Genomic DNA, 24,606 nt, shown 5'->3' with positions numbered 1-24,606 from the left:
ATTACCGTATTAAAAATGAAAGCACTTTGCCTTTGCCAAAACGGAAGGCGTCCCCTATATTTTCCACCCGGAAAACCGTCACGCCTTTCGTATATAAATAGATTCCCATGGCCAGCATCACGACGGCTTCTGTAATGACCCACGAATAGGCCGCACCCAGATGATTATAGCGCTGAATCATCAGTAGATTTAATGAAAGACCCAGCACCGATCCTAAAGCCGTAATGGCAAAAAAGGCTTTATCCATCCGCAGATTCAGCATGGTGTGGATTCCCAACAAGTTGCTAATGCCGATGATGACCGGTAAGAGGGAGATAATCCGGAGGATTGGGATCGCGTCCTGAAACTGGGGTCCGTAGAACAAAGGGATGAAATAAGGCGCAATGACCCAAAGTCCGATTGAGAGGAGACTCAGCGCAATGGTCAATGGAAAAATGACTTTTCGAATCATCGCCAGACCCTGTTCCCGGCTTTGGCCAAAGGCATGAACCACAATGGGGAAAAAGGCTTGATTGAGTCCCAGGACCATGAAAGAACGTGTGATTCCCTCCAGCCGGGTTCCTGCCGCGAAAATGCCAACGTAATAAGTCGAGCTGAAAAGACCTAGGAAAAACAGATTGGAACCGGCGTATAATGTTATCATGACCGAAGAAAAAAACAAGGTGCTGTCGTCCCGAAACCGGTTCCGTAACTGCCTGAAATTCGGCCAGGTAAACCGCACCTGAAATCGGCGCATCGCCAGCCAGAGCGCGACGATATTGACCAGGAGCTGAGAAACGCCAAGTGCCAGATTTTGATAGAGATAATCGTCAGCCTGTTGGATCAGCAGAAAGATGGAAAGCGTGAAAACGATCTTGACAGCTAAGTTGAAAACCGCAACCCGGCTCAGATCTTCCATAGCCTGATAGAGCCAGAAAGGTGATAGAACCATGCCCAGACAGGCCGTATAGGTGCAGACGTGGAGCCACAGGTGCGCTTTGAATTCGGGATTGCCCAACGTGATCAGCGTGAAGGCAATTGTTGAGACAATCCAGAGCAGAAACTTACCGGCAATCACTTCGCTATAAACCCGGTTAATTAAATCCCTGTCGTTCCGGTTGGCGGCAATACTACGAACGGCGGCCATGTCGAAACCGTAATTGACAATCAGGTTGAAATACGCAATGTATGCCAGCGAGAAGTTTAGCAAACCCAAGCGTTCGGGGCCAATAATCCGCACGACGTACGGCACCGTCAACAGCGGCAGCAGGAAGTTGGACACCTGAATGCTGAAAAGCGAAGCCATATTAACCACAAATCGCCGGAAGATTGATCCTAAAAGGACGGGTGGCGATTTGACTATATTTTTGTTAATCATATTCGTTATTCGGATTGAGCACTTACCAGGCGTTTGTATTCCCTTTCAGCATTGATTTAACCGTGTACCAGCAGATTTTAACATCCAGCCAGGGTGTTTGCCGACGGATGTACAAGTGATCATACCGAATTCGCTGGCTCATTTTGTAAGCTTCTTGGGTTTCGCCCCGTGCCCCCCGGACCTGAGCCAGACCGGTGATGCCGGGTCGCACGCAATACCGGTTTGGATAGCTGGACAATTTGTGCCAATAGAGAATATCCAGGGGGAGCGGATGAGGGCGCGGTCCAACAACGCTCATGTGACCGGCCAGTACATTCAGAAATTGCGGCAATTCATCAAGATTGGTCCGGCGCAGGAACCGACCCAGGCGTGTTACTCTATAATCATTAAATGTAGCCTGTTGGAACCGGGCCCGGCGGTCGAAGGTCATGGTTCGGAATTTCAGACAAGGAAAATGCCGCCCGTTGCGCCCTGATCGCGTCTGCACGAATAAAACCGGGCCCGGCGATTCCAAACGGATGGCCAGTCCGAAAATTGGTACTAGCCAGATCAACAAGCTGAAGGTTATAAAACCGGCGAAAATCAGGTCAAATAGGCGCTTGCCCCAATGTAGATACGCGTTACTGACAGGATTTTTAATGACAAATTTTACCCGTTTCAGTTGCCTTCTTTTTTGGGAAGTTATAAGTGTATAGTTAATCATGAGGATAATAAATTTAGAATTCAACTTCATCCATAGGTGTACAGCATATATAAAAGGTGGTTCATTTTGGCCGACCACCTAATCGGCGCAGAAAACTGGCATTTGGCCGTTGGTATCCATATTTGCTCGTCGTGTAGAAATAGGATTGATCATTGTTCACAGAATTTATAATCAAGCACAATTGGTTGAACCGTTGCTCCCGGTGCAGGTGATCAATCATCCGCAGCCGGGCTTTGGGCGTCAAGTCATGCCGAACCGGATACAGCGTAATATCGGTAAAGGGGGCAATCAGCAGCGCGTCGGTCATGAGCCCAACAGGTGGTGAGTCAGCCAGAATAAACGTAAATCGGTCGCGCAATTCGCGAAAGAGTTCGGCCAGTCGATTACCCGCCAGCAGTTCCGCCGGATTGTCTGGTAGCGCTCCACTTGTTATAATGAAATAATGCGGATAGCCGGGTACCGGTTGCAACACTTCTTCGAGACTGGCTTCTCCGGTCAGATACTCACTAATCCCGATCGTATTGATCATTCCAAGTGATTTATGCAATTTCGGATTGCGCAAATCGATGTCCAGAATAACCGTTGGCTGATGCAACAGCGCTAGACTGGCGCCCAAATTCAGGGACAGAAACGATTTTCCTTCGCCACTGATGCTGGAGGTAAATAAAATCACCTGGCTGTCGGTGGAATTTTTGCGCAGGTGCTGGAGATTCGTACGCAGTACCCGGATCTGTTCGGCAATGGGAGAGTGATTCCGAGACGTCATGATCAGCGCTTTCTTTTGCCGGTTTTGCATGATTTCTCCAAGGATCGGAGCCGTCGTGGCTTCCTCTACATCGGAACGGTTACCGATTCGGTCATTTAGAATACTGCGTCCGGCAATAGCGAACACGGGTAGAAGGAAACCAACCAGTCCGAACAAAATATAAACCATGCGTTTCACGGGCTTAACCGGTACGGCACCCCCACGGGCGGGGTCCACAACCCGACTGTCCGAAATCGTTGATGCGTAGGAGATAGCGGTTTCTTCGCGTTTTTCTAATAAATAGGTATACAGGTTGTTTTTGATCGCCTGCTGGCGGGTTTTATTCAGCAAAGTGCGCTCCTTTCCCGGAATGGTGCGAATCATGCCTTCCAAGTGCTGGTTTGTGGCCTGCAGTTGCTGACGTGTTCCATTTAACATTTGGCCCATTGTCTGGATATTCTCTGAAATACTGTTCCGGGTTGCTTTTATCTGGTTCTCCAGGGATTGCAGCATCGGGTTTTTGCTGGACGTTACCAGACTACGCTCATCGTATTGCAATTCCAGTTCGGTCAGCTTAGCGATCAGTGACAGCATTACCGGATCGCTTATTCCAAGGGTGGACGGAGTTGTGCTACGCGTATTGGCTTTGCTGTTTACATACCGTTCCACTTCCTGTAAAGCAGTTAGTTGAATAGTGACTTGGTTAAGCTGGGCGTCATTCTGCTGGGCAGTTTGTAAAAAACCAGCAGCCTGATTGCTTAGATCGGTAATGCCCTGCGTTGACTTATACGATTCCACATCTTTTTCGACCGCCATTAATTCGCCGGAAATCAGCCGGAGACGTTTTTCAATAAAATCATGTGTAGCGTTTGCGATCTGGTTTTTATCGATGACAGATGCTTTGTTGTACGTATCGATCAACTGAGTCACGACCGCTTTGGCCTTGGCAGGCACGGCATCCTCCAGCGTCAGTTGTAATACCGTCGATGTTTTGCTGGTTGGTTCAATCTTTAAACGTTGCAGATAATCTTCAACCACCTGAGCGTGGGGCAACACGCGCACGGTAATCAGTTCGGTTGCCGGGCTGAGCGGCTGGCGGGCAAAAAACCGGAGCCGTCCGTAAGGGGTTTTAATGCTCTGGTTAACGGGATAATTTCGTTCATTAACGCGGACGGTTTTCGCATTGATGACTTTCAGAATCAATTCCTGCTGATAAATAAGCGGGTTGGGTTGTTCCACCACCAAGCGGATCGGCACATCAGGATACATTTCCCGCTTCCCCCAGGTGGTTGACCTGAAGTATTGTATCTCAAGTCCAAGATTTGTAATGACCTGATCCACCATGATGTAGGATTTCAGGATTTCGATTTCATTCTCAAGTACTTTCTTAGGTGCATATACATCCATTTCCTTGAGTGCACTGACCTGTCCAAGTCCTTTCTTATCATCTTTTATCAGCAACCGAGCCTCAATTTTATATATCGGTGGCTGGTATAACAGATAAATATAAGCCAGGCTTAGGGCTACTCCTAGGCAAAGTACGAACCAGTACCAGTATTTCAGATATGGTATCAGCATCGCTTTAAAGGTTGGTGTTTTAGCCTCATACACCTGGTAATTCGTATAAGCGTATCCGTTATTCGGCATTGTTTTAGTATCAAAGTGTGTTGATGGCTACGAAAGGAGGGAAGTTGCAGTTGATGCAACAAGAAAAATCATATGAATATTATTGCATTTTTAATTTGCTAACCTGTATTGAGGATGCATTGCCAAACCCTATAGCGGATATATTTGATGCGGAGAGTCCTGTTATATTTATCCTGGCATTTTCTTTATGAAAGCTTACCAATTTCGGTAAGTAATACAACAAATAAATCGGAAGCCTGTAAAAACGGGTTGCAATAAAAAACAAGATTATCAAACATACATTGCTGATGGATTAGGTCACTAACGCGGTGCTGACCAGTTAAAGAGCATCTCGATTATTATAGTGAATTTACCTATAGTTAACCTAACTGGAAAAGCGTAGTTCTATAATATCTATCTCTAAAAATATGAGGGTAATATTTTTTAAAGAATGAGACATTTTCGCTTGTCTGGTTATTGAGTAGGTAGTCTTGTGAAATCCACTTTAAATAATAAAAAGACGAATTTTTGTAGCTTATTTTTGTCTGTTAATTAGTAGAGGGCTTTATAGAAATGGAAGATGACCACTCAGTAAACACATAGATTTGTACAACTATTGACTGTCAAAAATACTACTAATCTTTTTATTTGACTTTATACTTAATTAATTGAATAGATTCAAGAATTGCCAACTTGAATTGTAGCGAGCGCTCTTGCTGGATAGAAATGCTCCAACTGGATTTGCTTAATAGGGTTATACCAAAATTAGAATGTTTTAGTTCACTATTTGTCCTATTCTAATAATTTATTGAGTGGTATACCCCCAATCCTTATAAGATGGATTTTTATTATTCTGACGTCATTCTACCTTTCTCGAAGAACCATTCTTTCATTTTTGCTGGATTTGCCCACTGTTTTTTGACTCATCCTCAGTGTGAAAGCAAATAGTTGTCGCTTAATGCATATAGGAATAGTTTAATTTTGTTTATGTGAAAAATGTTTTTTCTCATCTACATTAAAGCCAATACAGTTACTAACTACATAACTGATAAATACTGTTGACTTTTCATTAAAACTGAAATAGTATTCTGAATGCTTAAACAGGAAATTAGTGCAAAAACCAATCTGATCAACAACAAAATCGTACTAAAACTTTATATATATAAACACTTTGGCATAATGAAAATTTCTCTGGTTCTGATTTTCCTGATTGGGTGCTGGACAACCCCGGGACTTGCTCAAAAAGCCCGAAATGTCACACAGGCCATTCATTTTATTAAATTAGCAAATACGCTTCGGGAATTGAATAAATCGCCGGAATCCATTGACCTTTTGGAACGTGCTTTGCCAACCGTTCGACAAAATGATACTTACTGGACGGCTGTTGCGTACGAATTGTTGGGGCTTTCCTTTAAAGATCAGGGAGATAGCGTCAAAGCCCTTTATCATCTGGAGATAGCCCGCTCCAGGTACCACAAATTGAAATATGTTGCTAGTGCGTGGGCGGTAAATGAATTGGTTCGAGATATTTCCGGAAAGAATTTTTATGCCGGTATTCAGGTTGGCGATTCGGACGTTAAACTGGCTATTTTCAAAACAAAGTACGAAACTGATTTTTACGAAAAAGAAATTAAAACGACATTCAACATTCCCAACACGATTTTAGTTGCCGATGCATCCAAGAAATCAGGGCCCGGCCCCGATGCAATAAAAGTGTGTTTAGATTCCATACAGCATTATAACATACCTGGCGAACGGGTTTTTATTGCTTTCAGTACGGAATTATCCAGAACGCCGGAAAATAGAAAGAGATTATACGAACGCCTGTTACGCGAACTGCCTAATATCAATTTTAAAATCGATACTACTCTTACCGATAAACGGGAAGCGGAGTTATTTACAGCTGGAACCATACCTCGAAAAGTTTGGCCAAATACCTCTGCTTTGGCCATTAGTAATGAAAGTACTGTCGGTGGCTACTTTGATCTCGAACCCAGTAGTCGAAAAAAAACATTTCACGCGCTCACTTTGCCATTTGGCATCAATACACTGGTTAGCCAGATTGAAAATAAGCGATCGCTGAATGGAGAAGCCTACAAAAAGGAAGCACAAAGAGTTATTAATGGCATTCTGGAAACGACACTCTCTTCAAAATTAAATGATCCGGGACTGGACCAACGAAAGATTATCGGTCTGGGAGGTGACATTACGCTAGCCTTGATGGCGTACTTACATCCCGAAAAGGCCGGTATTTCTGCAATTCCTATCTCCTTAAAAGAAATTGAACTGTTTAAAAGCAAGGTCTTGAGTGACTACAACGAGCTGATTCGGCCTAACCTGAATGATATTGCCGACCCAGTTGTGCGCCAGAAAGCCGAGTCTGATATTAACACAAGCCGGAGCCGGTTAAGTGAGAAACAACTTATTGCTGGCGCCCTATGGCTGGACGCAATTATGAAGCGTTACTCAAATACGGCAGCCACTAAACGCTTCGTTTTTGTTCGGAATTCAGATATTGGCTGGGTCACGGGTAAGTTTATTGAAACTATAAGTGGAGAATATGAATCGACCATTGCGAAAGGATCGCTATATACCCGATAAATTTAAAATAATCGAAGCTTTCTTTTGTTGCGGCTGAGGTCCACTCGAATCTTGGACGGTACAAAAGTTGAGGATCGGGCATTCATTTGTTTTTTTCTCTTATAATTAACTCCTCAGGCGTCAGCCCATTTAATGCACTATGCGGTCGGAACTGATTGTATTCTTGACGCCAACAGTCAACTTTTTCCTGAGCATCTTCGATCGATAAAAACCTATGAGTTGATAAACACTCATCCCGCAAGCTCCCATTAAACGACTGCGCGGGCAGCCCCGTCAATAAATACATTATCAGTTGGCTTACCCGGTCGTGAAAAAGAAGGGGAATACAAGCCCGATTCTCCAACTTTGACTGTCCAAGATTTGAGCTAAGGTCACAACGTCCGGTTCCCAAAATAACGACCGTCCAGAATTTTGGATAAGGCCCCCTGGCTTTCAATTAGCCTATGATTTTCTATTTTTTCTGTTGATAGTAAAGCTAATATAATTCAAAATATCAAACAGACAGTACCTACATCTGCCCCTGGATCTAGCATGATTTGCGTAAATGAATTTAATTGGACCAAGACGACTCTGACCAAATTAATTAATCGGTAAGCTACAGTTATTCGAATCGAGTCCGAGGATGATCATTTTTTTCAATACGTCACTAAATCCGTCACCTTAATTTATGGGTTTGCTGTAAGGTGCTGGTTATTAATAATTTAATTAGAGAAGTTCAACTCCCGTAGGAGGCTCATTTTTTGAATCAGGGTTAATCAGTTTTCGAGTGTAAAGGCTCAAAATCAACTGATTAGCCCTTTTTTCTTTATTAAGCCTTGTCGGTAATGATACGGTTTGATAAAGTGAGGTCCTCCCAGATTTTCAGACGGTAATTAGTAGAGTTTTCGGTTCTTCTTGTTGTCAGTTAACAAATTCTTTCGGGGTTAAATCATTTAGGGCGCTATGGGGTCTGAAGTGGTTGTATTCCCATCGAAAATCCTCAATTTTTTCTTGAGCGTCATCCAGCGACAAAAACCAATTGACCGAAAGACACTCATCTCGGAACTTTCCATTGAATGACTGCTCGGGCAGCCCCGTCCACATATGGGTTATCTGTGGGCTTTCCCGGCCTTGAGAAATCCAGGGTTACACCATTCGAATAAGCCCACAAATCCATTTCTTTTGAAATAAACTCACTCCCGTTGTCGCATTGTATGCGTTCCGGAAAGCAGCCTTCTACTAAGCATATCCGGTTTAATTCAGCAACGACATCGGTCCCTTTCAGTGATTTGCCTAGTAGTAATCCGTGGCAGATTTTACCGCTCGGGCGGCCCCGTACAATTATCCACTACAGTTAACACCCTAAACCGCTCACCGTTATAAAGGGCATCTTGCACAAAATCCATGCCGCTACGGCGGACCGTTCCAGACCTTGTTTATTCCTTGAATATCCAGTCGCTCCAACCGGTGTTCGGCACTTCGGTTCCGTCTGGGCCGCTTAGTCCGTAAATTCAGCCCATGCGTTTTGTAGATACGATACATGCGTTTGTGCCGGGGTGCCGGTGCACTTGTCGCGGAAGCCTTCTCTCCTCAGCAGCACAAAAAGCCGCCAGAAACCATACCTTACCCTGGTAGTTGCGATCTCCTTCATTCGCATGCTCAATAGAGTTTCATCACGACGATGCTGCTTATAATAATACATCGATCGAATTAATCTCACACACTGGCAGGCCCGTTGGATTGAGACTCGATAGTTGGTCACCAGCCAATTGGCCATTTCCTTTTTGTAGGGAGGCTTCACAACTTTTTTATTACATCCTGAAGCATTTGCTTATCGAGACTTAAGTCTGCTACAAGTTTTTTAAGTTGGGCGTTCTCTTCCGCTCCGGCGGCCTGGTTCCAACTGTCGCAACTTACGTAGCTCGGAAACGCCCATTCCTGCATACTTTTTCCGCCCCGGCGGCCCGGTTCCAGTTGAAAAAGGTAGCTTGGGAAACGCCCATCTGACGGCATATCTCTTCGACCCGTGTGCCGGTCTCTGATTGCCGCAAGGCAAAGGCAATGGCTCGGGCCACCCCGTTGTGCTTCGGTGAATTTGACGGTCGGCCGCTGCCGTCTTTTTCATCGTGAAAATTTACGTTTTTGACCTGGTTTTGTCACCGAAAATCTCTAATTATCACATGTCTCGTTTTGCGGGGGGACGTCAGTTCTTCCTATAGTGACTTATTTGAACTTCTTCAGTCATAAAGTTCACTGAAGTCTACAGCGTGAAGGCGGCACGAATCTAAACCAAAGCGGACCCAAACAACGAACTAAACGTTTTCGTAACTTCAAATAGCCCAAGGGCCCCGACTACCAACCGGGACCCTTGGATTGCCTTACTAATACCGGAATTAATTCACTTTCAGAATCCTGACAGTTTGGGACTGTACCCCACTACTGGCCCTCAGGAAGAGGATGCCGGGGGGTATGGTTGACACATCAAACCGATATTGTTCACTGGGGCCCGCTCGCTCAGTGCATCTTTGGCCAATGATACGCCCCGTCATATCGGTTAATGACAGTTGTAGCAAGCTGGTTTCGACTCCTGTTACCTCAACCTCGATGGCCTGCCTTACCGGGTTACCCAGTAGGTTGACCTGTAGTCTATGTGCCGGTTCTAAGTTCACACTCAGCCGGGCCGCACCCCCGGAGGGATTTACTACGGGGAACCGTCCAGTAAGGCTTATGGAGGCACCCTGCGGGTCTGTGGCCCTCAGGGTCACCGTGAAGGGACTGCCCACGGTGGTGGAAGGTGTGCCCGAGACAATGCCCGAAACCGGGTCGATGCTGAGCCCAGGGGGCAAGCCCTCTGCTGAGAAGGTGAGCACATCGCCGTCGGGGTCGGTGACGGCGGAGGCCACAGAAACGCTGAAGGGCACCGATACCGTAGCCGATTGAGGAATGGTAACCTGGGTGCCGGTCACTACCGGTGACCGATTGGAGCCGCAGTTAATCAGCACCGAGACGACGTTAGAGATGGTATTCGCAGTCGCCAGGTCAACCCAACCATCCCCATTGAAGTCGCCCTTCACTATCGAACGGGGACTGCCAGTGACGGGAAAGTGTTTAGGTGCCCTAAAGCCCCCATAGGCATTAGCCATCAGCACCGAGATAGTGTGGCCCCCCGAGTTCGCTCCGGCCAGGTCAGGCCGGCCATCGCCATTGAAGTCGCCTATCACTATCTCATCGGCGTTACCGATGAAATAGAGAGTAGCTTCCCCAAATCCGCCACTACCATCACCCAGCAGTACCGAGATGGTACCTGAATTATTGTTCGCGGTGACCAGGTCAAGTCGGCCATCGCCATTTAAATCGCCCACCGCCACCGATTCGGGGACAGCACTAACGCGAAATCTAGTGGCGGCCCCAAAGTCCCCATTGCCATTCCCCAGTAGCACCGAGATGGTACCTGAATTTGGGAAGTTCGCGACAACCAGATCAGCCCGACCGTCGCCGTTGAAGTCGCCCACTGTAACCGAATTGGCAGTAGTACCGATAGAAAAGGTAGCAGGTGCCCCAAAGCCCCCACTGCCATTCCCCAGCAGTACCGCGACGTTCTCATACGCTATGGCGATAGCCAGATCAGCCCGACCGTCGCCGTTGAAGTCGCCCACGGCAACCGAACTGGGAGCAATACCGACGGGAATGTTAGTAGCTTCCCCAAAGCCGCCACTGCCATTCCCCAACAGCACCGAGACGTTATTTGAACTTATATTCGCTACCACCAGATCATCCCGACCGTCGCCGTTGAAGTCACCTACCGCTATCGCATCGGGTTGGTTATCGGCGGGAAAGTTAGTAGCTTCCCCAAATCCGCCACTGCCATTCGCCAGCAGCACCGAGACGTCATTTGAACCCGAGTTTGCTGTCGCTACGTCAGGTAGGCCATCGCTGTTGAAGTCGCCCACGGCAACCGAAAGGGGGTGATAACCAACGGATACGTATGTTTCGCTATTGAAGCACTGCCCCCAACTTACGGTGCTGAGTCCTGTTAAGAGTAAACAAACCAGCCACCAGTGGGGGGCTACACGAACGCGGAATAACTTACTAGACCCATAGGAATAGTGTCGGCCAAAGGGTCGAAACGGTAGAGAAGGAATCATAGATGGGATAGGAGTTTAAGATAATTATTTCAGACTCACATGCATAGTAAACACAAAAGAGCAACCCAATCAGACCTGATCAATCGGTAGAACAATGGTGATTCTTCCGCGCTTAGCTAAATCGACCTCATAACAAATAAGGTCAAAACAACGTACTGTAATAGCGGCCAGCACAGGTGTGCGTCTTCTCCGGAAAGCTGGATCCGGATTACAAGGTGAAAGTAATTAACTAGGTAAAACTACTGTTGAAACTCCCATCCAATCGCAGGAGTTGAGGGCGGTTATCTGTCCCATTAAGGGTATTGACATAGGTGCCCCGCGCCCGCGTCAACAGTTTATTTCAGCAATGCAATTTGGGACACAGTGCCGACCGATGTTTGATAGCGTAGCGGCCCATCCCCTGACCGTAAAACAGACTGCGGCTAACCTCGACCAGCAATGCTATTATATGGCTCACAGTATTCGAAATGCTTACACCAATCAGTTTAACAATCCACAACTTATCATAAAAAAATATCAACGTCTGGAGGATGACAAATGCTATTTTTCTTCTTAGCCATTTCAGGATAGGTCACAGGTGAATAGAATACGAATCAATGGAATAACCTTGAAAGGCAAATTAGCCTAAAAGATAGTGAAAGATGACACTAGAAGTAATTTATTTAGTTGAGGTTTGAAACGGATAGGGAGGGGCATGCCAGTTCTCTGGCCTAATCGGAAATCACAACTGCTAGTCTAATCATTCGTGAATACGTGCAAAATTCAGAGGGGGATATCCCCACTTTTCATATGTATATGACAACTCATCTTAAGGGGTTACCAGTCGCAAAAACCGGGCGTGGCTGTTGCGCAACTCTGCTTTTTATATCGGTTTTCATGCTAGTCAGATTTACTGACCTCGTCACCCCATCTCAGCTGAGAAAAAGCATAGTAAAGCTCAAAAAAGCGTCTCCATAAGCCAATGACCACTCCACTTTTAGGCCTATCGTCTGACTGAGGGTAAATTTCGTCGTGAACTTCATATACTTCTTCAGATTGAAGGCAATAGCTGCCATCAGCATCACCTTGTGAGCCCCATCTTTGCCCCGTACATTGATCTTTCGCAACCCATAATAATCAACTAGACTGCCTAAGACTGGTTCCACCGTTCGTTGACGGAGTCGTTTCATGCGTTTGCCCCGCCGACTTTGTTGACGTTCCAATGCTCGACGATAGAACGGATCATAGGCCGTCCGAATAATCTATCGGCATTGACTTTTAGGAACACACGTTGGTTTGAGCGGACACTGTTTGCAGTCTTGATAATCCGCCCGATAGACTTTTAGCCAGCCTCCGTCCGCGTTCCTGTCATACGTCTTAAACGGTAAACGCTTACCTTCCGAGCAGGTAAAGTGATCGGCTTCAGAATCATAGGGAAAGCCTTCGATTTGGGGTTTATACTGGCCAAAGGCGGGTATCCACCCCGTAATTTTCCACTGCTCTAGCAAGGCGTAGTTACCCCCGTTGGAGTAGTCGCCCCGGCGCCCCGGCTGTGTCGGCCAGCAGCTCTTCTAAACGCAACTCGTTGTATGCTAACCGCTGCTGAAGCTTCAGCGTAATATCGGGTAGTGACTGGCTGTCCCGACCGTCAGCAAAATCGGCCTGCACATGGCTAATAACCCCTTCGGCGGTGTCAACCGCCAAGCTACAATTGTAGTTAAGTTTGCGGGCTTTGCCCGGCTTGATAGAGATGCGCGCATCAGGGTCGGTAGGGCTGTAATGAGTCTTGTTGCTCAGTAACTTTGCCTTTTCGATGCCAGCTCCTAGAGTGGTCGGAGCACTTTGCAAATTTTGCTGGCGCTTTTTCAACTGTCTTAACTGATGATCAGCGGCAGTGATTACCGAGGCCGCCTGACGGGGGCTGAGTTTGGGGATCGAGTCTACTGGGCCATTCTGGTCCTCAGCCTGGGATAGCAACCTGGGCCCAGGTCTTTGGGGTTGTTTTTCCAAGAGTGTTTCCATCGACGCGTTCGCTTTGACAGGAGCCGAGTCGATAGCGACCCGCCGACCGGCTACCATGTTGTTGGCCACGCATAGGCTGAATACTTTGTCAAATAGTAACTCAAAAAGTGCTTCTGGGTAAAGTTGACGGGTCCGGCTCAGGGTGGAATGCCAAGGTAATGGCTCGTCCAGGTTATAACCCAAGAAATACAACATATCCAACCGCATGGCGCAGTGCTCGACCAGCTTTCTGTCAGAAGTAATATTCTCTAGATAGCCAATGAGCATCAGCTTGAACCGGGCCGCCCTTTAGGTTTGGGTGATGGTAAGAAACCAAGAATTGGTAGCTTGCCAGCAGTCAACCAGAGAGAGGTAACCTAACGGGTCGCCGAGGAAAGACCTATGCTCCGATTTAGGACCTCACTCTGTTGACTTGCCTAGGCTCAAATAGAAATTAGGGTTCGCGGCCCATTACAAGGGTTTGAGCAGTAGCAAGTCGGTTGACTGATCACTAAACTAAATCCTTTTATGGAAATTCGCTATTATATCGGTATTGATATTGCCAAATCGACTCTCGACTGGGCGGTATACACGCCATCAGGTATTCAGCTACGGACTCAGACTTCGAATACGGTTGACGGCATTAAAGTAGTCCTTCAGCATCTAAAAAAGTTACCCCATTGGCATCCAAAGCATACCGTATTTTGTATGGAACATACGGGAATTTATAATGCCCATTTGCTGCAAATGCTGCATCAATCAGAGTTGCCTATTTGGCTGGAATCTTCCTTACAGATCAAGCAGGCGGGTGGCATGCAACGCGGCAAAAACGATTCGATTGATGCACAACGCATTGCCGAATATGCTTTCCGTTTTCGTGACCAGATGCGGCTTTGGCAACCACCTCGCCAGATAATTCAAGAGCTTGCTTTTTTAAGTGCAGCTCGTCAGCGGCTTAACCAGGCTTATAATTTACTGGCTGGACCATTGGCCGAGCAAGAATCATTCGTCAGTCCCAGTTTGCAGAAAAAGCTTCAACGCAATTCAAAGAAGTCTCTACTGACACTCAGGGCTGAGCAAAAAGATATTGACCGGCAGATTAGTGAACTTATCCAAAACGATGCTCGGCTCAAAGAACTCTTTGAATGGATGGTTTCCGTACCGGGAATCGGCCCCGCTACAGCTACTGAACTTATAATTACTACCAATGAAATGACGGTCATTACCGCGCCAAAGAAAATGGCTTGCCATTCTGGCGTTGCGCCTTTTGAGTACCGCTCGGGTACTAGTATACGGGGTAAAACCCGAGTAAGTCATCAGGCACGGAAACGACTTAAATCTCTGTTTCACTTGGCAGCTATGTCAGTCATTCGTTGGAAAGGAGAATTACAGGATTACTATCAGAGGAAAGTAGCCGAAGGCAAGAATAAGATGTTGGTCCTGAATGCGGTTCGAAATAAGATCATTCATCGCGTCTATGCAGTCGTCAGACGAGGCCAGAAATATGACAAAAACTATTCTTCACCCCTTGTATAATCCATAGAAATCCTTTAGGTTTGAGAGTTGGTAAGAAACCAAGATTTGGTAGCTTGCCAACAAGTGAACAGAGCGGGTTTCCTATGGGGTCGCAGAGTAGGAGCTCTAGGCGCGGAACGGTCCGCCGTCGCGGTCAGGTCCCGCTCTGTTTTTACTTGCTTTTGGCTCAGCCGGGTCGCCGGAGCGATGGAAATTCGGGGATGCAGCCCCATTAGCAAGGGATTGAGCAGTAAAGCAAGGAACTTGTTGGAACCCTAAATTATCATTTCTCATGGACATTCAGTACCGCGCGGGCGGCCCCGTTCATTGGGGTTGATATCTCGAAAGCTACCTTAGACTGGGCGGTCTTTAATGGCCAAACGGTCGTCTTGCAATGTCAGTCGGCCAATTCCGAAATCGCCATTAAAGCGACCCTCAAACTCATCAAAGTACTGCCTGGTTTTAAATGGACCAAGTCGGTGTGCTGTATGGAGCATACCGGCATTTACAACGCCCACCTGCTAACGCATTTACACAAAATCAAACTGCCTATTTGGCTCGAAAGCAGCTTACAGATTAAGAAAGCAGGCGGTTTGCAACGCGGCAAAACGGATGCAATTGATGCCGTTCGCATTGCCCAATATGCCCGCGCGGGCGGCCCCGTTCCGCTTCCGCGATCAGATACGGCTTTGGCAACCTCCGCGCCCCATTTTACAAAAACTGGCGGCACTTAGTGCCTTGCGGCAACGCCTGTTGCAGGTACGCCAACAACTTCAGCAACCGATTACTGAACAGCAGGGCTTCATCGACAAGGCTCTCCAAAAACAGTTGATGCAAAGCTGTTAGGCTTCACTCAAAGCGCTCAATGCCGATCTACAAAAGGTTGACCAACAAATCGCCCACCTCATTCAGAGCGATGACCGCCTGAAAGAATTAGTCGACTGGATGAGCTCGGTTCCCGGTATTGGTAGTGCGACCGCCACCGAAGTGCTGGTCGCCACGGACGAATTCAAACAGCTCACTGACCCTAAAAAACTGGCGGCATCGGCCGTCCGACTGTCATGCCGGAGTTGCTCCCTTTGACGGGGTCGCCCGTGCGATATAAGTCAGGGAGCAGTGTTCGAGGCAAAACCAGCGTCAGCCAACATGCCCGAAAACGGTTGAAATCGCTCTTCCACTTAGCAGGGCGGCCTGTGCCGAGCTATGTCAGCCATCCGCATGAAGGGCGAACTCCAGGATTATTATCGACGTAAAGTGGCCGAAGGCAAAAACAACGGGGCCGCCCGCGCGGATGCTCGTTCTCAATGCCGTTCGCAATAATGGGACCGCCCACGCGGCTGATTCATCGAGTCTGCTCGGTCGTCCAACGCCAGCAGAAATATGACAAAAATTATGTCCCCTTACTTGCATAAACCATGGAAATCCGTGCGGCACGTTTCGACGGGAGGTTTTGGATGCATATATCTTTACCAGTATTAGGCAGGTAAGGTGCATTGTGGATGAGTGGTTGGAAGAATACAACACCGACCGGCCTCATCAAGCCTTAAGGTTTATGACGCCGGTTGAGTACCGACAAGCGGCTTGAATTCCAATCAAAACTGGCTTACTAAACGGGGCAAGGACATTGCTTTTATTACTACCTAAATAGTAACTCAACGGTACTTACTAAATGGTATGTTGGTCCGAAAAGATGTGCTTTCTATTGGTAAGGATAGTTAACCCCCATTCAGACTAGGCCGAGGAGGGAATTGGTTTTAGCAATTACTAGAGGTTTGGCCGGTTAGGGTAGTGTGCTTTAAACGTTAAAGAACCTTAATCAATACGGACGAATAGAGTTGTACCCGTATCTTCGCAAGTACACGAAACCGCTTCGGTCATGATAAAATATTCATTCTTAAAAAAAGTAGCCCTTATTCTGCCGGTACTTATGGCACTTTTATGCTTTTGGGTGGTCGTCATTAATTATGTCGAGCGGGGTGAAGTTGAAATAGGACTTTTTTTAATAGGTGGGGTTTTTCTGGTTTTGGGTGTTATCCACTATGTGCTATTGAAAACCAAAGCAAACGGGTAACGTATCGAATGATTTGTGAATGCGCTGTTTGTTTACGGGATGGATTCTGCTGTACGGCCCATAGCCAACTGCTTTATAAAATCTAGAAGATAAAACTAATTTTCTAAGTAGAGCTGGCTACCCTTTGACCTTCTTGGTAGTAACATCCATTCACCTCCTAAATAAGACACTATGCTCCCCCCCTGGATGCGAGTCGCCTTATGGACCACAGCCTTCATGAACTTATTGGGCGCCCTTACTTTTCTGCCTGGTTTTCCCTTCATCCGTCAATTCGTCAATCTCCCTGCTGAAGTTCATCCCCTCTATTTGTGGATCGTTAGCGAATTCATTTTCATCTTTGGCTTAGCTTATGGCTACTGTGCTTGGCGAGCCCATGCCCCTCGGCTGTTTGTGGGGGTTGGCGCAGCGGGTAAATTGAGCTTCTTTGTAACCTTGGCGGGCTTCTGGTGGGTCGGTGATCTGCCTTTGATTGTGGTGGTAGGGGGGAGCGCAGATCTATTCTTTGGCTGTCTGTTCCTGATCTGGCTCCGACAGCCGCATCAGACTACAACTTGAGGTCTTCTTTACTTGAATTTATTTCAATCCTTCCCTATATTCCTAATCCAAACAGCCGTGGAGAAATAGGGTCTTTTAGGGTCAAATCATCATTGGCCTGGTCGGAAGGGTGCGTTGAACTTATGCCTTATCAAATCTGCCCCCAGTTTCCGGGTTAATGACTCCAACTCCTGCTAGTAAAAGTTCCGGCAGTACTGAACGCGGTCATTCAAATCAGAAAATGCAATCACATCCCGGAGGACCGGATGGTTCAGGCTCACACCCACTTTTGCCCACAGCGATTCGGGCTGGTCGGTCCACTCTTCGATGGGTCGAATACTTTTCTTTTCCATGTGAGAAAGCGGTTATGTTACCGAAAGTCTCTTGTAAGCCGTTGCTACTGAATTAAATACCAGACCCTTTATCCGATTGTTTCACTGGGATCAATACGGTTTTCCCAAAAGTAGCAGGAGTTGACCCATTTGTGACAGGCTCTCAGCGCCCGCGTGCCGACCTTTGATCTATCCAAACAGACACAAAAACGCTCTAAATAATAAACGCCATGAAAACCATCTTCAACACCCTGCTCGTCGCCCTGACCTTGACCGCTGCCAGTTTCAATGCCGCTGTGGCCAATCCGAAAGAACCCAAAAAAGCAGCCGCCTTTCAGAGTGGCATCTTCACGACCATCGACGGTAAACTCCAGATTGCCGTTCAGAAGGAAACCACCAGTGCGGTGATGGTGCAGTTGCTGGATCAGAAAGGCAACGCGGTCTATCATCAGAAAATCGGCAAACGCCAGGACGCCATCCGGTACAAATTTGATGTGAGCAACCTGCCCGACGGCGTTTACCAGGTGTCCATCAGCAACGGGGTGGAGACGACGACCAAAGAAGTGACGCTGGCCACCCAGCCAGCGGTGGTAGCTCCCCGCCTGGTGGCGGTTCAGTGAGCGCACTGCTTCAGATGAAAACCGGACCAACAAATCCGACTCTATCCAACTTTAAGGCTAACCCAGTAATGGGTTAGCCTTTTGGTTTTACAGCCGGGCTCTAATAATTCTATGGTTTTCAGAAAGCCTACTTAGGGGATTCCTCGAATAGTAATAACAAATCCCCGACCATAACGAAGCCAGAGGTATTAGTTAACAATAGAAATATACCCTTACCAATACGATTGATTAGGAATCAGCCGCAGATTTTTCAGTTCGGGCAAACTCGGCACTGAATCCAACCCCAGGCCAAATGCTCAAAAAAACAACACTTTAGACGCGATGCTGTTATGTCGCTGTGTGATTGATTGAGGAGTTGTATCAAATAGTGTATACGTTTAAATAGCCAGGCGGACAACTGCCTGGCTATTTTTATGGGCAACAAAACCCCCTCGGAGTGAGGGGCTAAAGGGTGAGAATATATTCTGTCAGCACCCCGTTTACTGTCCGGCCTGCCTTACTACTCTGCCAGGGGGAGGTTGAATTTGGCACTGACTTTTTTCGATTTTACATTGTAGCAATTATCCGGACTCCCGTATACCGTAGCCGTCAGCGAGCCCCGTATAAAGCGCCTTCCATTCACCAGATCATAGGATTCGATGTAAATACCGCCGGGGGATTTGATGTATTCATGTCCCTCGCAGGTGGGCGCCCAGCTGAACCAGGGCCAGGGGCTGCCGTCTGTTAGACTGACAACGGCGTAGCCATCCGACTCCCCAGTCGGAACGCCATAGAGAATGGTCGAAAAGGGCTTTACACTTCGGCCGCGAATTTGAACCGTGAATGAATTGGTGTTGCTAAAGCCCCCATAAAGCATAATGCCGTGGTGGTCCACTAGGGCACCGGGCCGCAAGTTGTACGTTTTTCCATCAATAGTGGCTTCAAAATAGGCGCCTTCAATCCGGATCTTCTTTAAGATTACCGCCTTGCCTGAAGCTCCCGGGCGGGGGCGCCGATTGGGGGGAATGAAATTGTAGACATCGACCGATACCAACGCCGAACTACCGGCCCCGGCACCCACCGCCGAATAGGTAGCAAGCGTTTGGGACTTTTCTACCGTCAGGCTGCCTTTGCCGATCACGTGCCAGTTTTTAATGTTTTGGGTATCCAACAAGACATCCACTTTGCCCAAAGCAATTTCGGTGGTTTCCTTGGTTAATTCAACCGTCAGATCCCGGTACCCTTGCAAGGTCAGTTCGGTAGATTCGCCCGGGGCGAGCACGTCTCGATTCGTCTTCAATTCAAATTCGGCAAACGCCCCCCAATCACTGAAGTGCTTGGTGTTAACGGTCAGCGTCTGGGCGGTTTCGTCCAGTTCCGTATCGGGCAGGGCCTTCCAGTACCCATCACTGCCCTGGTAAGCCATAAAAAGGAGTTGTGCCGAGGTGCCGTCCAGACGATCAGCCTGGTACTTAAAGCGAAGGGTAACGGGTTGGGCGAAGGTCTGTCCTTCGGGTAGAAGTCGGTACGACTGCTGTCCGATCAGTCCTGGCAGGGTGGGTGTCACGGGCTGCATGGTAAAGGTCGTTGCCTGGGCAACAGCGCCGGCGGGAACCGTCATCCTTAAGGTACCATCGGCCGAGAGTAACGTACCGCCTTCGGGACCGATTGTTTTCTGAACTGCCTGGCCTATCGGTGTGCCTTTTTCATAGACTTCCCCCGCGGGAGCTGGTGTTGTCGCTGGCGCATCAGGTTTGGTGGGTTCGTGCGGCTGGAGCGTGTCGGTTGGTTTTTGGCAGGACAGCAGCCCCAGGAGTAACATCAGGGGAATAAATCGAGTGAGTTGCATTGTTACTTGTTGTTTACGGCACCAAACTAGACAGGTCGGCTTCCGTAATCAACCGGATAGGGGATCAATTGCGGAATCAGGGGATTGAATTGTAGCTATAACCCTTCTTCTTTGATCGTGCCGTGCTAAACCTTAGTGTCGAAAAGCGCGCTCCTTACTACGTGCGCAATCAGGCATTTCTGTTGTATTACACCGTAATCTTTGCCAGAACTCCTGGCGTGCCCTCGGTAGGCATTTTCTTTTTGCAGGCTTCCAACCTTTTTTAAGTTTACAGTGTCTTTTATTTTGGATTCGAATACGCTCCTTCTCAAGCCTTTAACCCGTGCAAATGATGACAAAATCTCTCTGTTTTTTCCTATCCCTGGGTCTTGTTCTTCTGTTTGGGTCCTGCTCGGTGCAGGATCATTTGGAACCGCAGCCCGGCTCCTGTCAGGTTACTGAATTTCTGGACGGCCTCGATTATTATAAGCTGGCACCCGGCGAAGCCGTTACGGTTGGCCAGGTAGTAACCGGGCGTTTGTACACCTGGCCCGTGTTGGGGATCATCAAGGTGGGGAACGACTCCTACGCCGTTGGTGGGCCGGATGCGATCACCACCTACGAATACGATTCGCAGGGGCGGGTGAAAAAAACCGTTAACCGGACTCCCCGCGCCTTTTCTGGGGCGACGTTTTACAATGAATACCGCTACGAAACCGGTGAGATCATCGTCACCAATATCCAGGATCTGCCGGTTCGACCCAAGCCGGACACCCTGGTCAGAACCTTGCAACTGACGGGCGATGGTCTGGTGACCGACCCGAAAGTAACCTACGCCAATGGCTTTGTTGTCGAACGTCGTTTCGATAACTATATTCAGAATTACACGGTGTCGAACGGCAATGTGGTCAAATTCGTCGAAGGGCCTTATTACGCCGGGAGCAGTTACCGGGTTTATGACTATAAATTTGACATCACCAAACCCAATCCGATTCCGGCCATCTATCCGTTCAATGGCAAGTCGGATGCCAATCTGCTGACCGCCTACCAGAGTCAGGATCAGAACGGAGAAACCGCCGATGTGCAGGTGTATTTTCTCTACGAAGCAAACGGGCTTGTCTACAAAGTTGATTACGTAAAAAGACCACAGCAGGCGGATCTGCTGCTCATCAAACGCTATACGTTGAATTGCCCGACACGCTGAGGGATGATAGCTGGGAGCAAAGAGAAGTTCTCTTGGCAAAGCTGTAGATCAAATCAGCATTTGTTAGGGCATTCCATCAATGCCAAAGTGTTTCCACGATGGTCTACCAGAAGCGGGATTTATTGCGAAAGATTCGCTTCTGTTCTTAACCCCCTTTATAGGAGGTTCCGCCTACTCACTTTTTCATCCAGTCGCTCACTGGATTTGTTTGTGTATTGATACGATAATCCAAGTACACAGAGGTTTATTACAGACCCGGTCCGTCGGCCGGGTTTTGTTTTGGACCGATTTTTAGATTATATGATAGTACTTTTATGTGAAGTCAGGTATATCTAGTAAATTAATAATTCGGTAGTCCGGATCAGGAAGCTGGTTGTACCTTTATTTCTGGTAAGTTCGCCCATCCGGTTTTATCTTCGCCCACGAACCCGTCCTATTCCTGTTTCCGATGACTTTTTCTCGTTTCTCCTGCCTGTTTCTCCTGAGTGCCGTTGGTATGCTGAGTACCGCTTGCCAACCGGGTACAGGGGTTGCTCCGCAAGAATCAAAGGTGCGGACTCTTCCGGCCTTCATTGACTACCATGCCGATGGAAGCCTTTCTCATCTGATCTACCGATCCCAGTTTGCTTATAATGCGGCCAATCAACTGGAGTCGGTTCGCGACTCGTTACTGGCCGTTTCAACTACGAATAAACCGACGATCCCCTGGGCACAGTTTTCGTACCTGAATAACCGCTTAACGACCATCAGCCTTAGCGCCCTATCAAACGATCTGGATTCGACGGCGTACAGCCGCGATAAGTCCGCCCGCTTTGACCTGGCTTACGAGGGGCAAATCCTGCAGGCTCGCCTGGTGATTGCTAATCAGGAAATCAAAAAGGCCAGCTTTGCGTTGGATCAGGAAGGCTTTCCCCAGAAAACCAATGTTCAACTGGGCCGACTCATTCTGGACAGCCGGGGCCATCTGGACAGCGAGGCCGAATCACGAAACAGCAAGGCCCGGAATCCCGATAACTTTTATGAAGTGCTTGATCAGCGGTATGATCAGGACCAAAATGTATTCGCCGGGAGTAAAGAATACCAGATTCTGGCGGCATTACTGGCTACTTTCAACCGGAGTGTAGCGGCCGCAACGGGTCTGGTTGGCCTGGATAACGCACTCACCTCGAACAACCTGCAATACCGCACCATCAGGCATTGCACCGGCTTATCTGGTTGCCAGACCGGCACGTTGAGAAGTGAAACGCAACGAACCAACGAAGCCGGATTCCCCCTCCAACGGGTCGCTCCGGTTGGCGCCATGGGCCTCTTCACCTACACCATTACGTATAAAGAAGGAGCCCGGTAGCGAGACGAATGCGCAGTGATCCTGCCGGTTGAATCTTTAGCCGGTTTTTTGCTATACTAGATTCTTTAAAAGAAGTTATTTGAAAAGTGGCGGTTATTGAAACGGTATTCCGTTATCTTTTGCCTCTACGTTTTTTATCATGCAGACCTTCACCCGTAAAATCGATTTCTCATGTCAAAGCTTCCCTGGGCTAAATACCTGTTCAGCATCCTGAGTGCCGCCATTGCCGTCGCACTGGTGGCCAAATTTATCACCCCTAATGTTCTGGTTTTAGTTCCGCTGGCTCTGGGGCTGTACTGGCTTTTTCTGCGCGGTTTTTCCAGGCTAAAGGGGTATTGATAAGGGGCTTTTCTTATCAGCGCGTACAATACCCGGAATTGCTTTTTGGTCCGTTTGCCAACCGCGCCTTGCGATCGGGCCGGGGCTGAAGCCTGGCTAGTCCTCGACAATAGCCATGCGGCTTATTTTCCCGCCTTCAAACGTATAAACATGCCGGACGAATCCATCGAAAATCAGTTGACCTGAACGATCTTTAACGACCTGGTGATCCTTTACGTCAACCTGTCCATCCGCCGTTTCCTGCATTGAAACCGGCTGGACGATCGGGTCCAGCTCCTGCCATTGCCGGAGCCAGTAGGCCCGTACCTGATCCGTCCCGATCACATAGCCGCCTTCCCAGCCATTGGGCCACTGCACCTCCGGAGTCAACAAGGCCAGCACGGCATCAATAGTTCGGTCATTAAAAGCCTGGTAGGCTTGCCTGATTATATTCTGGGGTTCCATTGCTTCCTTGGTCCGATTACGGTTTCAAAGGAAGGGCATACCGGATGGAATGAATGTCGGTAAAAGTTGAGATTTTAAAGGAATTACTTGATACGCAGCTAAATTACTCCGCTGCCGCGTCCGTAAGCCACCAAGAGGCAAATCAGGAAGATGAGGCCATTGAGGCAGGCGGTTTTCTTCTCCCCACGTCGGTAATGAATCAGGGCTGCGGGAATCATAATCAATCCCAGACCGATGGCAGCCAGGGAAGCCAGGCCAGTATACCGGTTGACCAAGAGGGGTACGAATAGACCCACAACGCCCAGCAGTTCCGCCAGGCCGATGAACCGAATCAAGGCCAACGGCAGGTGTTCGACCCCGGTTTGGCCCATTGCGACCAACTCCCGTTCGGTTTTGGTGGATTTCATCAGGCCCGAATACAGAAAGATGATTGCTAAGAAAGCCTGACCCAGCCACAGCAGTAGATTCACCATTTTTTTACCGGTTGTTGCATGGGCAAAAATGGCGGCTGCCGGCCTGGCATCCTTTGACATTTATCAAAAAATCAAACCTGCCCCCGAATCCGGCTTAAGGTTTCAGCGGTCATTCCCAGGTAAGAAGCAATCATGCCCAGCGGAACGCGCTGGATGAGGGTCGGCCGGGTGGTCATTAAATGTTGATAGCGTTCCAGCGCCGTGGCCATGTGCAAGTCGTCAAACCGCTGCTGCACCAGCAGCAAACCGTGGCTCACCAGCAAGCGGCCCAGCCGTTCCAGGTCGTGATGGCGTTGATATAAATCTTCCAGATTCCGGTAAGAAACCGCCCAGAGAACGGAGGGCTCCAGCAACTGGACGATTCGCCGGTCGGGCTTTCGGCTGAGGAAACTGACGATGGAGCCGACAAATTCATGTTCGGCACTGAGCCAATCGGTAACGTCCCGGCCGTCTTTGTAGTAATAGGTACGGGCCAGACCGCTTTCGATAAAATAAATACATTCACTGACGGTATTGCCGGCAATCAGCACCTTCCCTTTGTCCAGCGGGAGCCGCCGACAGACACCGAGTAAGGCATTCTGACTTTGTTGGGACAAAGGGGTAAACTGCGTCAGTACGTCCAGGAAAGGATTCATAACACCACCGGAAAGCAGCGATAAGCCGGCCACGGTATCCAGGCATGGAAGGTAAGAACCTTTCCGGTTATTTCAAACCGCTTTTCCCGGCTCCGGGGAAGCCCTATCTGTTCAATCCGGTATTTTCTCTGGTGTTCTGAATCCGCTA

19 protein-coding genes and 3 pseudogenes are annotated in these 24,606 nt (G+C 48.2%); 10 read left to right on the top strand and 12 right to left on the bottom strand.

What is annotated here, in order from left to right; translation table 11 throughout:
* Nucleotide 1 precedes the first annotated feature (1 nt).
* From ACYVHX_RS01530 to ACYVHX_RS01520, 3 genes are all read right to left on the bottom strand, one after another.
* Nucleotides 2-1,285 carry a flippase gene (locus ACYVHX_RS01530; RefSeq protein WP_460669825.1) on the bottom strand — a complete coding sequence of 428 codons (1,284 nt, stop codon included), beginning with the start codon at nt 1,283-1,285 and terminating at the stop codon, nt 2-4.
* A gap of 94 nt (nt 1,286-1,379) precedes the next feature.
* Nucleotides 1,380-2,060 (bottom strand): sugar transferase, encoded by a 681-nt coding sequence (locus ACYVHX_RS01525; protein ID WP_460669824.1) that lies wholly within the window; start codon nt 2,058-2,060, stop codon nt 1,380-1,382.
* 61 nt (nt 2,061-2,121) lie between these two features.
* On the bottom strand, nt 2,122-4,452 hold the full coding sequence (locus ACYVHX_RS01520) for a GumC family protein (RefSeq protein WP_460669823.1): 2,331 nt from the start codon (nt 4,450-4,452) through the stop codon (nt 2,122-2,124).
* 1,071 nt (nt 4,453-5,523) lie between these two features.
* Between ACYVHX_RS01520 and ACYVHX_RS01515 the strand changes: the two genes are divergently transcribed.
* On the top strand, nt 5,524-7,032 hold the full coding sequence (locus tag ACYVHX_RS01515) for a tetratricopeptide repeat protein (RefSeq protein WP_460669822.1): 1,509 nt from the start codon (nt 5,524-5,526) through the stop codon (nt 7,030-7,032).
* 82 nt (nt 7,033-7,114) lie between these two features.
* Here ACYVHX_RS01515 and ACYVHX_RS01510 read toward each other — a convergent pair.
* The 4 genes and pseudogenes from ACYVHX_RS01510 to ACYVHX_RS01495 all read right to left on the bottom strand — a co-directional run.
* A pseudogene (locus ACYVHX_RS01510) lies at nt 7,115-7,346 on the bottom strand (integrase core domain-containing protein); the annotation flags it as partial.
* Between the two features lie 586 nt (nt 7,347-7,932).
* Nucleotides 7,933-9,086, bottom strand: a pseudogene (locus ACYVHX_RS01505) (IS3 family transposase).
* A 318-nt stretch (nt 9,087-9,404) separates the two neighbouring features.
* Nucleotides 9,405-11,156: an FG-GAP-like repeat-containing protein gene (locus tag ACYVHX_RS01500; protein WP_460669821.1), complete on the bottom strand. Its 1,752-nt coding sequence runs from the start codon at nt 11,154-11,156 to the stop codon at nt 9,405-9,407.
* Nucleotides 11,157-12,067: 911 nt separating this feature from the next.
* Nucleotides 12,068-13,433 (bottom strand): annotated as a pseudogene (locus tag ACYVHX_RS01495) (IS1182 family transposase); the annotation flags it as partial.
* Between the two features lie 231 nt (nt 13,434-13,664).
* Here ACYVHX_RS01495 and ACYVHX_RS01490 point away from each other — a divergent pair.
* The 5 genes from ACYVHX_RS01490 to ACYVHX_RS01470 all read left to right on the top strand — a co-directional run bounded on the left by ACYVHX_RS01490 (nt 13,665) and on the right by ACYVHX_RS01470 (nt 17,277).
* Nucleotides 13,665-14,672: an IS110 family RNA-guided transposase gene (locus ACYVHX_RS01490; RefSeq protein ID WP_460669820.1), complete on the top strand. Its 1,008-nt coding sequence runs from the start codon at nt 13,665-13,667 to the stop codon at nt 14,670-14,672.
* Between the two features lie 305 nt (nt 14,673-14,977).
* Nucleotides 14,978-15,385, top strand: a complete 408-nt coding sequence (locus ACYVHX_RS01485; RefSeq protein WP_460670408.1) for an IS110 family transposase — start codon at nt 14,978-14,980, stop codon at nt 15,383-15,385.
* Between the two features lie 674 nt (nt 15,386-16,059).
* The gene (locus ACYVHX_RS01480; protein WP_460670407.1) at nt 16,060-16,236 is read left to right on the top strand and encodes an integrase core domain-containing protein; all 177 of its coding nucleotides are present in this window, start codon (nt 16,060-16,062) and stop codon (nt 16,234-16,236) included.
* A gap of 291 nt (nt 16,237-16,527) precedes the next feature.
* Nucleotides 16,528-16,722, top strand: coding sequence for a hypothetical protein (locus tag ACYVHX_RS01475; protein WP_460669819.1), 195 nt, complete (start codon nt 16,528-16,530; stop codon nt 16,720-16,722).
* A gap of 216 nt (nt 16,723-16,938) precedes the next feature.
* On the top strand, nt 16,939-17,277 hold the full coding sequence (locus tag ACYVHX_RS01470; protein ID WP_460669818.1) for a hypothetical protein: 339 nt from the start codon (nt 16,939-16,941) through the stop codon (nt 17,275-17,277).
* Between the two features lie 173 nt (nt 17,278-17,450).
* On the opposite strand, the gene ACYVHX_RS01465 is transcribed toward ACYVHX_RS01470, so the two are convergent.
* Nucleotides 17,451-17,609, bottom strand: coding sequence for a hypothetical protein (locus ACYVHX_RS01465; protein WP_460669817.1), 159 nt, complete (start codon nt 17,607-17,609; stop codon nt 17,451-17,453).
* 209 nt (nt 17,610-17,818) lie between these two features.
* Between ACYVHX_RS01465 and ACYVHX_RS01460 the strand changes: the two genes are divergently transcribed.
* Nucleotides 17,819-18,208 carry a T9SS type A sorting domain-containing protein gene (locus ACYVHX_RS01460; protein ID WP_460669816.1) on the top strand — a complete coding sequence of 130 codons (390 nt, stop codon included), beginning with the start codon at nt 17,819-17,821 and terminating at the stop codon, nt 18,206-18,208.
* Nucleotides 18,209-18,707: 499 nt separating this feature from the next.
* Here the strand turns inward: ACYVHX_RS01460 and ACYVHX_RS01455 are convergent, their stop codons facing one another.
* Entirely contained in the window at nt 18,708-20,036 is a 1,329-nt protein-coding gene (locus ACYVHX_RS01455) for a hypothetical protein (protein WP_460669815.1), read from the bottom strand.
* A 331-nt stretch (nt 20,037-20,367) separates the two neighbouring features.
* Here ACYVHX_RS01455 and ACYVHX_RS01450 point away from each other — a divergent pair, with 331 nt between their 5' ends.
* From ACYVHX_RS01450 to ACYVHX_RS01440, 3 genes are all read left to right on the top strand, one after another.
* Nucleotides 20,368-21,219, top strand: a complete 852-nt coding sequence (locus ACYVHX_RS01450; RefSeq protein WP_460669814.1) for a hypothetical protein — start codon at nt 20,368-20,370, stop codon at nt 21,217-21,219.
* A 448-nt stretch (nt 21,220-21,667) separates the two neighbouring features.
* Nucleotides 21,668-22,567 carry a hypothetical protein gene (locus tag ACYVHX_RS01445; protein WP_460669813.1) on the top strand — a complete coding sequence of 300 codons (900 nt, stop codon included), beginning with the start codon at nt 21,668-21,670 and terminating at the stop codon, nt 22,565-22,567.
* A gap of 171 nt (nt 22,568-22,738) precedes the next feature.
* Nucleotides 22,739-22,906, top strand: coding sequence for a hypothetical protein (locus tag ACYVHX_RS01440; RefSeq protein ID WP_460669812.1), 168 nt, complete (start codon nt 22,739-22,741; stop codon nt 22,904-22,906).
* A 96-nt stretch (nt 22,907-23,002) separates the two neighbouring features.
* On the opposite strand, the gene ACYVHX_RS01435 is transcribed toward ACYVHX_RS01440, so the two are convergent.
* The 3 genes from ACYVHX_RS01435 to ACYVHX_RS01425 form a co-directional block, all read right to left on the bottom strand.
* Nucleotides 23,003-23,350, bottom strand: coding sequence for a nuclear transport factor 2 family protein (locus tag ACYVHX_RS01435; protein WP_460669811.1), 348 nt, complete (start codon nt 23,348-23,350; stop codon nt 23,003-23,005).
* 98 nt (nt 23,351-23,448) lie between these two features.
* Nucleotides 23,449-23,823 carry a DoxX family protein gene (locus ACYVHX_RS01430; RefSeq protein ID WP_460669810.1) on the bottom strand — a complete coding sequence of 125 codons (375 nt, stop codon included), beginning with the start codon at nt 23,821-23,823 and terminating at the stop codon, nt 23,449-23,451.
* 71 nt (nt 23,824-23,894) lie between these two features.
* Complete coding sequence (locus ACYVHX_RS01425; protein ID WP_460669809.1) at nt 23,895-24,458, bottom strand: Crp/Fnr family transcriptional regulator; 564 nt, start codon at nt 24,456-24,458, stop codon at nt 23,895-23,897.
* Nucleotides 24,459-24,606 lie beyond the last annotated feature (148 nt).

The organism is Larkinella ripae, assembly GCF_054780775.1.
This window is presented reverse-complemented; position numbering and strand designations above follow the sequence as displayed.

Excerpts from the sequence above, each read along its gene's own strand:
- ACYVHX_RS01530 (WP_460669825.1), bottom strand. The coding sequence starts at position 1,285 with ATGGCTTCGCTTTTCAGCATTCAGGTGTCCAACTTCCTGCTGCCGCTG.
- ACYVHX_RS01525 (WP_460669824.1), bottom strand. The coding sequence starts at position 2,060 with ATGATTAACTATACACTTATAACTTCCCAAAAAAGAAGGCAACTGAAA.
- ACYVHX_RS01520 (WP_460669823.1), bottom strand. The coding sequence starts at position 4,452 with ATGCCGAATAACGGATACGCTTATACGAATTACCAGGTGTATGAGGCT.
- ACYVHX_RS01515 (WP_460669822.1), top strand. The coding sequence starts at position 5,524 with ATGCTTAAACAGGAAATTAGTGCAAAAACCAATCTGATCAACAACAAA.
- ACYVHX_RS01500 (WP_460669821.1), bottom strand. The coding sequence starts at position 11,156 with ATGATTCCTTCTCTACCGTTTCGACCCTTTGGCCGACACTATTCCTAT.
- ACYVHX_RS01490 (WP_460669820.1), top strand. The coding sequence starts at position 13,665 with ATGGAAATTCGCTATTATATCGGTATTGATATTGCCAAATCGACTCTC.
- ACYVHX_RS01475 (WP_460669819.1), top strand. The coding sequence starts at position 16,528 with ATGATAAAATATTCATTCTTAAAAAAAGTAGCCCTTATTCTGCCGGTA.
- ACYVHX_RS01470 (WP_460669818.1), top strand. The coding sequence starts at position 16,939 with ATGAACTTATTGGGCGCCCTTACTTTTCTGCCTGGTTTTCCCTTCATC.
- ACYVHX_RS01465 (WP_460669817.1), bottom strand. The coding sequence starts at position 17,609 with ATGGAAAAGAAAAGTATTCGACCCATCGAAGAGTGGACCGACCAGCCC.
- ACYVHX_RS01460 (WP_460669816.1), top strand. The coding sequence starts at position 17,819 with ATGAAAACCATCTTCAACACCCTGCTCGTCGCCCTGACCTTGACCGCT.
- ACYVHX_RS01455 (WP_460669815.1), bottom strand. The coding sequence starts at position 20,036 with ATGCAACTCACTCGATTTATTCCCCTGATGTTACTCCTGGGGCTGCTG.
- ACYVHX_RS01450 (WP_460669814.1), top strand. The coding sequence starts at position 20,368 with ATGACAAAATCTCTCTGTTTTTTCCTATCCCTGGGTCTTGTTCTTCTG.
- ACYVHX_RS01445 (WP_460669813.1), top strand. The coding sequence starts at position 21,668 with ATGACTTTTTCTCGTTTCTCCTGCCTGTTTCTCCTGAGTGCCGTTGGT.
- ACYVHX_RS01440 (WP_460669812.1), top strand. The coding sequence starts at position 22,739 with ATGTCAAAGCTTCCCTGGGCTAAATACCTGTTCAGCATCCTGAGTGCC.
- ACYVHX_RS01435 (WP_460669811.1), bottom strand. The coding sequence starts at position 23,350 with ATGGAACCCCAGAATATAATCAGGCAAGCCTACCAGGCTTTTAATGAC.
- ACYVHX_RS01430 (WP_460669810.1), bottom strand. The coding sequence starts at position 23,823 with ATGGTGAATCTACTGCTGTGGCTGGGTCAGGCTTTCTTAGCAATCATC.
- ACYVHX_RS01425 (WP_460669809.1), bottom strand. The coding sequence starts at position 24,458 with ATGAATCCTTTCCTGGACGTACTGACGCAGTTTACCCCTTTGTCCCAA.